Below are 11,908 nucleotides of genomic sequence, written 5' to 3' on the forward strand. Positions count from 1 at the left end.
GCGTATAATCGTCGGCAGCGTCAGATGTGTATAAGAGACAGGGGTTGGGTGGGAGCCCTACACGACCACGTCCCCTTACGCCGCGGCGACGGCCTCCACCGGCGCCATACGGATCAGGTAGTCGAAGGCCGACAGGGCGGCCTTCGAGCCCTCGCCCATGGCGATGATGATCTGCTTGTAGGGGACCGTCGTCGCGTCGCCCGCCGCGAACACGCCGGGGATGGAGGTCTGGCCGCGGGCGTCCACCTCGATCTCGCCGCGCGGGCTCAACGCCACCGAGCCCTTCAGCCACTCGGTGTTGGGCACGAGGCCGATCTGCACGAAGATGCCTTCCAGGTCGATGCGGTGCACCTCGCCGGTGTTGCGGTTCTTGTAGCTGAGACCGGTCACCTTTGTGCCGTCGCCATGCACCTCGGTCGTCAGGCCCGAGGTGATGACGCGCACGTTGGGCAGGCTGCGCAGCTTGCGCTGGAGCACCTCGTCGGCGCGGAGCTGGCTGTCGAACTCGATCAGCGTCACCTCGGCGACGATGCCGGCCAGATCGATGGCCGCCTCGACGCCGGAGTTGCCGCCGCCGATGACCGACACGCGCTTGCCCTTGAACAGCGGGCCGTCGCAGTGCGGGCAGTAGGCCACACCCTTGTTGCGGTACTCGTCCTCGCCGGGGACGCCCATCTGGCGCCAGCGGGCGCCGGTCGACAGGATCACCGTCTTCGACTTCAGCGAGGCGCCGTTGGCGAGCTGGACCTCGATCAGTCCGCCCGGCCCCTCGGCGGGGATCAGCTTCTCCGCCCGCTGCAGGTTCATCACGTCGACCTCATACTCCTTGACGTGCTGCTCCAGCGCGGTGGCCAGCTTCGGACCCTCGGTGTGGGAAACGGAGATGAAGTTCTCGATGGCCATGGTGTCGAGCACCTGACCGCCGAAGCGCTCCGCCGCGACGCCGGTGCGGATGCCCTTGCGCGCCGCGTAGATCGCCGCCGCGGCGCCGGCCGGGCCGCCACCGATCACCAGCACGTCGAAGGCGTCCTTGGCCTTGATCTTCTCCGCGTCGCGCTGCGAGGCGCCGGTGTCGATCTTGGCGAGGATCTGCTCCAGCCCCATGCGGCCCTGGCCGAACGGCTCGCCGTTCAGGAAGATGGACGGGACGGCCATGATCTTGCGCGAGTCCACCTCCTGCTGGAACAGCGCGCCGTCGATGGCGACATGCTTGATCCGCGGGTTCAGAACGCTCATCAGGTTCAGGGCCTGCACCACGTCGGGGCAGTTCTGGCAGGACAGCGAGAAGTAGGTCTCGAAGCTGTACTCACCCTCCAGCGCCTTCACCTGCTCGATGACCTCCGCCGACTCCTTGGAGGGGTGGCCGCCGACCTGCAGCAGGGCGAGGATGAGGGAATTGAATTCGTGGCCCATCGGCAGGCCGGCAAAGCGGACGCCGACGTCGGTGCCGGTGCGCTTGATCGCGAAGGAGGGCTTGCGCGCGTCGTCGTCGGTGCGGACGAAGGTGATCTTGTCCGACAGGGACGCGATGTCCTGCAGCAGAGCCTGCATGTCCTGCGATTTGGCGCCGTCGTCCAGGGAGGCGGCCAGTTCGATGGGCTGCGTGATCTTGTCGAAATAGGCCTTGAGCTGGCCTTTGACGTTGCTATCCAACACGGCGAGGGCTCCCGAAAGTGGTTTTTCGAAGCGAGCCCGGTGGCGCCAGGGCGGGTCCGGGCAGCAGAAGTTCGTTGAAGCGTTTCTTGTCGAACGGCAGATCTTGGTGAACGCCAGATTTTGTTGAACGGATGAAGGCCACTCGTGATCCGGGCCCGGAATCGATCCGGGCCCGAAGCCGTGGCGCCGCGGCCGGCGTGACCGCGGCCGAACCGTCCGGCCGCGGTTGCGGCCGGCGGTTCCCAGAGGATCAAGCCGGAAAGGCTTAGATCTTGCCGACGAGGTCGAGCGACGGGGCGAGCGTCTTCTCACCCTCTTCCCACTTGGCCGGGCAGACCTCGCCCGGGTGCGAGGCGACGTACTGGGCGGCCTTCACCTTGCGGAGCAGCTCGCGGGCGTCGCGGCCGATGCCGCCGGCGGTGATCTCGATGATCTGGATCTTGCCGTCCGGGTCGACGACGAAGGTGCCGCGGTCGGCGAGGCCCTTCTCCTCGATCAGGATCTCGAAGTTGCGGCAGATCGTGCCGGTCGGGTCGCCGACCATGGTGTAGGCGATCTTGCCGATGGCCGGCGAGGTGTCGTGCCAAGCCTTGTGGCAGAAGTGGGTGTCGGTCGAAACGCTGTAGATCTCAACGCCGAGCTTCTGGAACTCGCTGTAGTTATCGGCCAGGTCTTCCAGCTCGGTCGGGCACACGAAGGTGAAGTCCGCCGGGTAGAAGAAGACGACCGACCACTTGCCCTTCAGGTCGGCGTCGCTGACGTCGATGAACTTGCCGCCCTTGAAAGCGGTCGCCTTGAACGGCTTAATCTCGGTGTTGATCAAGGACATGATTTCTCCATCAGTCTGAATGATTGGAGCAAGCGTCACTCCGGTGTCCTGCCAGCCTGGCGCCGTTTCCCATATGGGCTACCGGTGCCGCGGCATCCCTGCCGGAAGTCTGCTCCCCCCTCGTTGGTCGCTTGACACCAGGGAAGTTAGGGGCAATGGGTCAGCGATGGAAGCGAAAAATACCAATCGCTTTGATCGATAAAACCGATTATTGTGCAGTGCATGAAGCCCCTTCCCACGTTGCGTCAGCTCCACTACCTCGTCGCCGTCGTCGATCGCTGCCATTTCGGCAAGGCGGCGGAGGCGTGCCTCGTCAGCCAGTCCACGCTCAGCGCCGGCATCCAGGAATTGGAGAATCTGCTGGGCGCCCCGCTGCTGGAGCGCACGCGGCGCACCGTCCTGCCGACTCCGCTGGGCCGCGAGATCGCCGACCGCGCCCGCACCGTCCTGAAGGGGGCGGAGGAGCTGGTGGACATGGCCCGCTCGGTGGAGGACCCGATGTCCGGGCCGCTCCATCTGGGCGTGATCCCGACCATAGGCCCCTTCCTGATCCCCCGCGTGATGCCGGCGCTGCGCGACAGCTTCCCCAAGCTGAAGCTGTTCCTGCGCGAGGACCAGACCGCCCGTCTGCTCGACCGGTTGGAATCGGGGGAGTTGGACGCGGCCATCCTCGCCCTGCCCTATCCGTCCGGCGACGTGGAATCGATCGACATCGCCGAAGACCGCTTCTCCGTGGTCTGCACGCCCGAGCACCGGCTGAGCGACGTCACGACGCCCCGCCCGTCCGACGTCGCGCTGGACGATCTGCTGCTGCTGGAGGATGGGCATTGCCTGCGCGACCACGCGCTGGCCGCCTGCTCCATGGAAGGGGCGCGGCAAAGCGCCACGTTCCAGGGTACCAGCCTGCACACGCTGGTCCAGATGGTCGCCAACGGTCTGGGGGTGACGCTGCTGCCGCAGATGGCGCTCGACTCGGGGATTCTGCGCGGTTTGGATGTGGTCGTTCGCCCGCTGGGCGGGGAGCGGCCGTTCCGCCGGATCGGACTGGTCTGGCGCCGCACCTCCGGCCGCAAGGAGACCTTCCGTCAACTCGCCGCCGCCCTGAAGACGGAGATGTCCCGCGACAGCGGGCCGCAGGCCCCTGCCAACGGCGATGCCAGCGTGCGGACCGCCGCCTGATCCAGGGCCAGAGAACGCCGGAATCAGAAGACGTAGGTCATCACGAGATACAGCAGCGCCTCGCCGTCACCCACATTGCGGTAGGCGTGGGGAGCGTCGGCATCGAACTGGATCGTGTCGCCCTCCTCCAGCCGGTGGGTGCCGTCGCCGGTCTCGATCTCGACGACGCCGTGCCCGACCAGGATGTTCTCCACGGTGCCGATGGTGTGGGCGTCGGCCCGCTCGTCGGTGCCGGGAGCGAGACGCAGCTCGTAGAACTCCACCTGCCGCTCACCGCGGAAGGGGAACAGCGCCCGCGAGCTGAATCGCCCGTCGCGCGAGGCCAGCGGCCGACTGTCCGCCCGCCGGATCACCGTGGTCCCGCCGCTGCCCCCGCTGCTGAGCAGGCTGGAGAAGGGCACATCGAGCGCGCGGGCGATGGTCCACAGGAAGTCGATGCTGGACCGCCCCTGCCCGGCTTCGATCGCCGTCAGCTCCGCCCGGCTGTTGCCCGACAGCTTGGCGAGCGCGTCGACGGACAGCCCCTGGCGGAGCCGGAAGTTGCGGATGTTCTCGGCGATGACGCCGGTCAGCGGGTTGGCGTCGCCGTCCGCCGTCCGGGAGTCCGTGCTCCGGGGGGTCGATGTCGTGCTCATGGTGTTTGGCCCTCCCGTTCCATCAATCCGTGCTCATGCCCTGGGATTCAGCGGGGCGCCGACTGGATCTGGTCGAACAGGGCGCCCTCCGCAAAGTGGGTCGCCTGGGCCTTGCGCCAGCCGCCGAACACGTCGTCCACGGTCACCAGCGCCACCGGGGAGAAGCGCCCGGCATATTGCCGCGCCAGCTCGGGATGGCGGGGGCGGTAGAAGTTCCGCGCGGCGATCTCCTGCCCCTCGCGGGTGTAGAGATATTGCACATAGGCCTCGGCCACCTTGCGCGTGCCCTTGCGGTCGACCACGCTGTCCACCACGGCGACCGGTGGTTCAGTGAGGATCGACAGAGACGGCACGACGATCTCGAACTGATCGGCGCCGAACTCCTGAAGCGACAGGAAGGCCTCGTTCTCCCAGGCCAGCAGAACGTCGCCGACGCCCTTGCGGGTGAAGGTCAGCGCGGCCCCGCGGGCGCCGCTGTCCAGCACCGGGACATGCCGATACAGCTCGGCGACGAACTGCCTGGCTTTCGCCTCGTCGTTGCCGTTGGTCTTCAGCGCGTAGGCCCAGGCGGCAAGGTAGTTCCAGCGCGCCCCGCCCGAAGTCTTCGGGTTCGGCGTGACCACCTCAACGTCCGGCTTCACCAGATCGTCCCAGTCCTTGATCTGCTTCGGGTTGCCCTTGCGGACCAGGAAGACGATCGTCGAGGTGTAGGGGGAGCTGTTGTTCGGCAGGCGCGTTCGCCAGTCCTTGCCGATCAGCCCTGCATCGGCGATGGCGTCCACATCGTAGCCCAGAGCCAGCGTCACCACGTCGGCGTCCAGCCCGTCGATGACCGAGCGCGCCTGCGCGCCCGATCCGCCGTGCGACTGGTGGATGACCACCGTCTCCCCCGACGCCTCCGCCCAGGTGCGGGCGAAGGCCGGGTTGAACTCTTCGTACAGCTCCCGCGTCGGGTCGTAGGAGACGTTCAGGATCGTGCTGCGGCTCGCGGCGCTGGCGGTCGCCAGGGCGGCCAAGGTCACCAGCCCGACGGCGATGAGGCTCTGGCGGAAGCGCGACGGCATGAACGGTGTTCCCCAGGCTGACGGTCGATGGCGTGGTGCCGGGGATTATTGAACACGGACGATCCCTATCAGGCAAGTCGTCTTTTGTTGTTTGGTGTGTAATTCACATATGCACGATTATCATTTATCGAAATTTTAATGTGAAAATAGGACATCAAACGGTTGCGCCAGCCAAACGGCGCAACCGGACCGGTCAGGCCTGCTTGGCGTCGATGATGCCGCGGCGGATGGCGCGGGTCTTGGTGAAATGGTCCTGCAACTGCTCCCCCTCGCCCCAGCGGATGGCGCGCTGGAGGGCGGTCAGGTCCTCGGTGAAGCGCTGGAGAATTTCCAGGACCGCTTCCCGGTTGTTCAGGAACACGTCGCGCCACATCACCGGGTCGCTGGCGGCGATGCGGGTGAAGTCGCGGAAACCGCCGGCCGAGAACTTGATGACCTCGGACTTGGTGTCGTCCTCCAGGTCGGACGCCGTGCCGACGATGGTGTAGGCGATCAGGTGCGGCAGGTGCGAGGTGATGGCCAGCACGCGGTCATGGTGGTTGGCGTCCATCAGTTCCACGGTGGAACCGATGCGGCGCCACATCGCCACCACCTTGTCCACCGCACCCTCGTTGGCGCCGGGCGGCGGGGTGACGATGCACCAGCGGCCCTGAAACAGGGTGGCGAAGCCGGCCTCAGGCCCCGAATGCTCGGTGCCCGCCACCGGGTGGCCGGGAATCAGATGCACGCCGTCCGGAATGTGCGGCCCGACGTCGCGCAGCACCGCCTGCTTCACCGAGCCGACGTCCGTCACGATCATGCCGGGGCGCAGCAGCGGTCCGAGCTGCTCCCCCACCTCGGCGAAGGCGCCGACGGGAGTCGCCAGGACCACCACGTCCGCACCCTCCAGCGCTTCCGCCAGATCGGTGGTGGCGCGCTCGACGATGCCCAACTCCATCGCCTTGGCGCAATGCTCCGGGCTGCGGTCCGCGCAAACGACCTGACGCGCCACCCCGTAATGCGTGAGCGCCCGCGCCAGGGACGAACCGATCAGACCCACGCCGATGATGGCGACGCGGTCGAACAAGGGAGTGGCGGTCTCGCTCATGATCTCAAGGCACCGGCTGCGGATGGGTTGCAGAACGCTCCGCTATAAAGCACCAAGGCGCCCCCTGACCAAGCGAAACTTTGCCCGGCCGACCGCGCGCAAGAGCCCAAACGAAAAGGCCGGGCGCATGGCCCGGCCTGTTTCAGCGCGATCCGACGGCCCTGTTACGCCGCCAGGAAGTCCTTCAGCGCCTGCACCACCTCGCGCATTTCGGCCTCCGTGCCGATGGTGACGCGCAGGCAGCTCGGCAGGCCGTAGGCGGGCATCTGGCGGACCAGGATGCCGCGGCCCTTCAGGAACAGGCGCGCCGCCTCGGCGTCGTCCTTGCCGGGGGTCTGGCCGGCGAAATCGACCAGAACGAAGTTCGTCACGCTGGGATGGGTCTTCAGGCCAAGGCCGTGGACCTGCTGGACGAACCACTCCCGCCATTCGATGTTGTGGCTGTGCGAGCGCTCCAGGAACGCGGTGTCCTCCAGCGCCGCCACACCGGCGATCTGCGCCGCGGAGGAGACATTGAAGGGGCCGCGCACGCGGTTCAGCACGTCGGCGATCCCTGCCGGGCAGTAGGCCCAGCCGAGCCGGACCGAGCCCAGCGCGAAGATCTTCGAGAAGGTGCGGGTCATCACCACATTGGGGAAGCGGTCAACCAGCTCCTGCCCCGCCGAATAGTCGTTGTGGTTCATGTACTCGGCGTAGGCCGCGTCGATGACCAGGATGGCGTTTTCCGGCAGGCCGGCGTGCAGGCGGGCCATCTCGTCGGCGGTGATGTAGGTGCCGGTCGGGTTGTTCGGGTTGGCGACGAAGACCAGCCGGGTGCGCGGCGTGACGTGGGCCAGCAGCGAATCCACATCGGTGGTCAGGTTCGTCTCCGGCGCCTGGACCGGGGTGGCGCCGACCGACTTGGCGCCGATCGGGTACATCAGGAAGCCGTGCTGCGAATACAGCACCTCGTCCCCCGGCCCGGCATAGGCGCGGATCAGCAGGGCGATCAGCTCGTCGGAACCGGCGCCGCAGACCACGCGGTCGGCGTCCAGGCCGAAGCGCTCGGCGATGGCCTTGCGCAGCTTGGCGGAGCCGCCATCCGGGTAGCGGTGCAGCTCGCCCGCGGCGGCCTTGTAGGCCTCCACGGCGCGCGGGCTGGGGCCGAGCGCGCCTTCGTTGGAGGCGAGGCGGATGTGCCCCGCATGCTCGCCGCCAACGTAGGGGGCGATGTCGAGAATCCCCGGGCGGGGCGCCGGGCCGTTGTTCGGCTGGGTCATATCAGGTCTCAGACCTTGCGGGCGTCGTGGGAGAAATGAAGCGGGACGGCGTAGCCGCCTACGATGTTGATCCGCACCGGGATCTCGCCCAGCCGGCCGGCGAAGGCGGACAGGCGCGGGTCGGTGTGGTCGACGAAGTCGGCGACCTCGACCAGATGGATCGACGGGCCGGACGGATCGCGGGCGTGCCAAGTGCAGAAATAGGTCGGGGCGAGGCCGCTCGTCTCCAGATGGTCCTTGAGCCGGCCGCGGCTGAGGTCATGCCCCAGCTCGATCCCCAGGAGGGTGCGGTCGTCGCCGGTCGGCTCGTGCGGGACCAGCGCGATGGCCAGCGCGTCGCGGTCCTCGCCGCGGGCATTGCCGCGCCCGGCGAAGGGCAGCCGCGCCACCACGCGCGGCGTGCGCGCGTCGGACGACACCAGGAAGCGCCACCAGGGGTCCGCGTCGTCCTCCGCCGGGTATGGAACGACGCCGACGGTGGCCGTGCCCTCCGACACCGCGCGGATGGCCGCCGCGGGGGAGTTGACGGCGGTCATCGGGACGACGCTGCCGAAATGGTCGCGGGCGACGTCCCAGAATCCGCGGCGGTCCTCCGGCGCGTAGACCGCGACGGCGAAAGGCCCCTGGAGCCGGGTGAAGGCGGTGATCATCTCCCGCCACATGCGGGTGACGGCCATCGCCGGGAAGGAGCCGGCGTGGCGCGCCATCAGGCGGCGCAGGATGACCGCCTCGCGCGCCGGGCGCAGATAGATCGGGGTCTGGGGATTCCCGCTGACCTGACCTTCCGCGGCCTCGATCTGACCTTTGACGACGCCGACGCGCTCCACCACCGCGGCACGGCGCATCAGCAGGTCGTGGATCGTATCGTCGATGTGATCGATCTCGCGGCGCAGATCGTCGAGCGGGGACTTGGGCGGAGGCATGGGGCGGGAAACCGTCAAATCCAGGGCGAATCCAAAGCCGGATAGTAGTAGTCCGCAAGCGGAGCGAAATCAAAGAAAACGTTGACACTCCCAACCGCCGGTCCGTAGCTATGAACTCCCGTTTTCCGGAGGCCACCGACCCGTCATGTCCGCGCCGAACCCCGCCGCCGCCGTGTCTGGCCCCGTGCCTGCCGCCGCGCCTGCCGAGCCCGCGACGATGCCCGGCCACCGGGTCACGCTCGGGGTGGATCGGCCCATGCGGCTGGACAGCGGCGCGGAGTTGGGTCCCTTCGAGATCGCCTACCAGACCTACGGCGCGCTGAACGCGGACCGGTCGAACGCCATCCTGATCTGCCACGCCCTGACCGGCGACCATTACGTGCTCGACCGGCATCCGGTGACCGGCAAGCCCGGCTGGTGGGAGATGCTGGTCGGTCCGGGCAAGCCGGTCGACACTGACCGCTACTTCGTCATCTGCTCCAACGTGATCGGCGGCTGCATGGGCTCCACCGGCCCGAAGGAGACCGATCCGGCGACCGGCAAGCCCTACGGCCTCGGCTTCCCCGTCATCACCATCGGCGACATGGTGCGCGCGCAGAAGCTGCTGGTGGAGCATCTCGGGATCGACCAGCTGTTCTGCGTGATCGGCGGCTCCATGGGCGGTATGCAGGTCCTGCAATGGGCCGTCGCCTATCCGGAGTCGGTGTTCGCCGCGGTGCCGATCGCCACGGCGGCCCGCCACTCCGCTCAGAACATCGCCTTCCACGAGGTCGGCCGGCAGGCGATCATGGCCGACCCGGACTGGGCCGGCGGCAACTACCTGCTGGAGGGCACCCGCCCCCACCGCGGGCTGGCGGTGGCGCGCATGGCCGCGCACATCACCTACCTGTCGGAACCGGCGCTGCACCGCAAGTTCGGGCGCAACCTGCAGAACCGCCAGACCGTCACCTACGGCTTCGACGCCGATTTCCAGGTGGAGAGTTACCTGCGCCACCAGGGCATCACCTTCGTCGAGCGGTTCGACGCCAACTCCTACCTCTACATCACGCGGGCGATGGACTATTTCGACCTCGCCGCGGATTACGGGGGCGGCACCCTGTCCAACGCCTTCCGCAAGGACGGCAAGGGCACGCCGGTGCGCTTCTGCCTTGCCAGCTTCTCCAGCGACTGGCTGTTCCCGACCTCCGAATCGCGGGCCATCGTGCACGCGCTGAACGCGGTGGCGGCCAACGTCAGCTTCGTGGAGATCCGCACCGACAAGGGCCACGACTCCTTCCTGCTCGACGAGCCGGAATTCCATCAGGTGATCCGCGGCTTCCTGGATGGCTGCGCCGAACACCGGGGCCTGACACGGGCGTCCCGGCCATGAGCCCCCTCGATGAGAATCAAGCCGCCCGCACCGCTTCCGGCAACGGCATCCGCACCGACCTGAAGCTGATCGCCGAGATGGTGGAGCCGGGCAGCCGCGTGCTCGATGTCGGCTGCGGTGACGGGGCCCTGCTCGCCTTCCTGTCCCGCCAGAAGGGGGTGGACGCGCGCGGGATCGAGCTGTCGATGGACGGCGTGCACCAGTGCGTGGCCCAGGGCCTGTCGGTCATCCAGGGCGACGCCGAAACCGACCTGAAGGACTACCCGCCGGGCGCCTTCGATTACGTGATCCTCAGCCAGACCCTCCAGGCGATGCGCGAGCCGCGGACGGTGCTGGAGACGATGACCCGCATCGGGCGGCGGGCCATCGTGTCGGTGCCCAACTTCGGCTATTGGCGCATCCGCGTGCAGCTCCTGCTGACCGGGCGCATGCCGGTGACGGAGAAGCTGGGCTACCAGTGGTGGGAAACCCCCAACATCCATTTCTGCACGATCAAGGACTTCGTCGTCCTAGCGGAGGAGATGGGCATCCGCATCGAGCGTTGCATGATCGTGGACCGCGCCGGCCGGGTCACCGGCCACGCCCATTCCGGGCTCGCCAACCTGCTGGGCGAGCAGGGCGTCTTCCTGCTGCGCCGGGACTGACCGGACCCCGCCGCTTCCCGGCGATGCAACCCCTGCCCCGCTGGCGCTGTTGTTAGGCAACGTCCGTTCAACAACAGACCAGCGGGAGCCACGCACCATGCGCCTCGTCCCCTCCTCCATCCTGGCCGCATCGGCCGCCGCCCTGCTGCTGTCCGGCGCCGCATCGGCCCAAACATCGCAGGCACAAACGCCACAGGCGTCACCGGACGCCGCGCGCCCCCCGCTGATGACGGCGCCGCGCCCGGACGACACACCGGCCACCCCGCCCGCGTCGTCGCCGGAGGGACTCGGCGGCGACGCGCCCTCCGACGAGATGCAGCGCGCGGCTCCCTCCGTCGCCGCGATCCCCCATCTGCTGACGCCGGAGGAGGCGCGGACCCTGATCGGCAAGGAGGTGCGGACCCGCGACGGTCAGCCCGGCGGCTCCATCAAGGATTTCACACTGGACGGCAGCGCCGCCTCGATCGAACGGATCGTGCTGGCCCCCGCCGAGGGCAGCGGGGCGGACGGGAAGCTGCGGTCCCTGCCGGTCAGCATGCTGCGCACCGACATCGCGGGCGCGGCCGCCAGTGCCGACGGCTCGACACCGCCGACGCTGGACCTGCCGGCGGCCGAACTCGCGCGGGCGCCGGAATTCACCTATGGCGCGGGTGTGAAGACGGTGACCGGCCAGCCGCAATAGCGGCTCAAACGCCGCTGTCCACCGCGCGCAGCAGATCGAGAACAAGCCGCTCGCCGTCCGGCCAGGGACCGTAGCCGGCGGCGGTGTTGATGTGTTCAAGGTCGCCCCCGTCGATGAAGTCGGCACCCCACCCCACCGCGAACCCGCAGGAGCGCGCGATCGCGGCGTAGGGATCGTTGCGGCTGGCCAGCACCACCGCGCGGAAGGGCAGCGGATCGGTGGGCACCGGGGCGAAGCCGTGGACCTCCGGCGGCGTGTGCGCCGCCGATTCGACGTCGGGCGGGGCGACCAGCAGGGCGGCGGCGACTTTGCCGACCGACGATCCGCTCCGCACGGCCCAATGGGCGACCGTCATGCAGCCCAGGCTGTGGGCGATTAGCACCACCGGCGCAGAGGCGGCGGTCACGGCCTCCTCCAGCGACCGCACCCAGTCCTCCAGAAGCGGCGCATCCCAGTCGGCCTGCTCGACCCGCGTGAAAGATGGGTGACGCTGCTGCAACCAGCCTTGCCAGTGGTCCGGGCCGGAATTGCCGAGTCCGGGGACGATGAGAACGCTCGCCTTCGCCATAGGGTCCGATCCG

12 protein-coding genes are annotated in these 11,908 nt (G+C 68.2%); 4 read left to right on the forward strand and 8 right to left on the reverse strand.

The window, feature by feature from the left end; genetic code table 11:
- Positions 1-75 precede the first annotated feature (75 nt).
- The gene (gene ahpF, locus Q4I23_RS02530) at positions 76-1,656 is read right to left on the reverse strand and encodes an alkyl hydroperoxide reductase subunit F (RefSeq protein WP_454017004.1); all 1,581 of its coding nucleotides are present in this window, start codon (positions 1,654-1,656) and stop codon (positions 76-78) included.
- 265 nt (positions 1,657-1,921) lie between these two features.
- Positions 1,922-2,485 (reverse strand): alkyl hydroperoxide reductase subunit C, encoded by a 564-nt coding sequence (gene ahpC / locus Q4I23_RS02535; protein ID WP_014198402.1) that lies wholly within the window; start codon positions 2,483-2,485, stop codon positions 1,922-1,924.
- Positions 2,486-2,707: 222 nt separating this feature from the next.
- On the opposite strand from ahpC, the gene Q4I23_RS02540 reads away from it, so the two are divergent.
- On the forward strand, positions 2,708-3,664 hold the full coding sequence (locus Q4I23_RS02540; protein ID WP_149650118.1) for a hydrogen peroxide-inducible genes activator: 957 nt from the start codon (positions 2,708-2,710) through the stop codon (positions 3,662-3,664).
- A 23-nt stretch (positions 3,665-3,687) separates the two neighbouring features.
- Here Q4I23_RS02540 and Q4I23_RS02545 read toward each other — a convergent pair whose 3' ends face one another.
- The 5 genes from Q4I23_RS02545 to Q4I23_RS02565 all read right to left on the reverse strand — a co-directional run bounded on the left by Q4I23_RS02545 (position 3,688) and on the right by Q4I23_RS02565 (position 8,632).
- Positions 3,688-4,299 carry a helix-turn-helix domain-containing protein gene (locus Q4I23_RS02545; protein WP_498525200.1) on the reverse strand — a complete coding sequence of 204 codons (612 nt, stop codon included), beginning with the start codon at positions 4,297-4,299 and terminating at the stop codon, positions 3,688-3,690.
- Between the two features lie 47 nt (positions 4,300-4,346).
- Positions 4,347-5,363: a sulfate ABC transporter substrate-binding protein gene (locus Q4I23_RS02550; RefSeq protein ID WP_498525201.1), complete on the reverse strand. Its 1,017-nt coding sequence runs from the start codon at positions 5,361-5,363 to the stop codon at positions 4,347-4,349.
- 193 nt (positions 5,364-5,556) lie between these two features.
- Positions 5,557-6,450 carry a prephenate/arogenate dehydrogenase family protein gene (locus Q4I23_RS02555; RefSeq protein WP_498525202.1) on the reverse strand — a complete coding sequence of 298 codons (894 nt, stop codon included), beginning with the start codon at positions 6,448-6,450 and terminating at the stop codon, positions 5,557-5,559.
- A 164-nt stretch (positions 6,451-6,614) separates the two neighbouring features.
- Positions 6,615-7,709, reverse strand: coding sequence for a histidinol-phosphate transaminase (hisC, locus tag Q4I23_RS02560; RefSeq protein ID WP_498525203.1), 1,095 nt, complete (start codon positions 7,707-7,709; stop codon positions 6,615-6,617).
- Between the two features lie 8 nt (positions 7,710-7,717).
- The gene (locus Q4I23_RS02565) at positions 7,718-8,632 is read right to left on the reverse strand and encodes a chorismate mutase (RefSeq protein ID WP_454017010.1); all 915 of its coding nucleotides are present in this window, start codon (positions 8,630-8,632) and stop codon (positions 7,718-7,720) included.
- 145 nt (positions 8,633-8,777) lie between these two features.
- On the opposite strand from Q4I23_RS02565, the gene metX reads away from it, so the two are divergent.
- The 3 genes from metX (at position 8,778) to Q4I23_RS02580 (ending at position 11,327) form a co-directional block, all read left to right on the forward strand.
- Complete coding sequence (gene metX, locus Q4I23_RS02570) at positions 8,778-10,001, forward strand: homoserine O-acetyltransferase MetX (protein ID WP_498525204.1); 1,224 nt, start codon at positions 8,778-8,780, stop codon at positions 9,999-10,001.
- Positions 9,998-10,645 (forward strand): methionine biosynthesis protein MetW, encoded by a 648-nt coding sequence (gene metW, locus Q4I23_RS02575; protein WP_498525205.1) that lies wholly within the window; start codon positions 9,998-10,000, stop codon positions 10,643-10,645. Before metX ends, metW begins: the two co-directional genes overlap by 4 nt.
- A gap of 97 nt (positions 10,646-10,742) precedes the next feature.
- The gene (locus Q4I23_RS02580) at positions 10,743-11,327 is read left to right on the forward strand and encodes a PRC-barrel domain-containing protein (RefSeq protein ID WP_498525206.1); all 585 of its coding nucleotides are present in this window, start codon (positions 10,743-10,745) and stop codon (positions 11,325-11,327) included.
- Between the two features lie 4 nt (positions 11,328-11,331).
- Here the strand turns inward: Q4I23_RS02580 and Q4I23_RS02585 are convergent, their stop codons facing one another.
- Positions 11,332-11,895 carry an RBBP9/YdeN family alpha/beta hydrolase gene (locus tag Q4I23_RS02585; protein WP_498525207.1) on the reverse strand — a complete coding sequence of 188 codons (564 nt, stop codon included), beginning with the start codon at positions 11,893-11,895 and terminating at the stop codon, positions 11,332-11,334.
- Positions 11,896-11,908: the final 13 nt, after the last annotated feature.

It is taken from the genome of Azospirillum sp. UFLA03-27 (assembly GCF_059803775.1).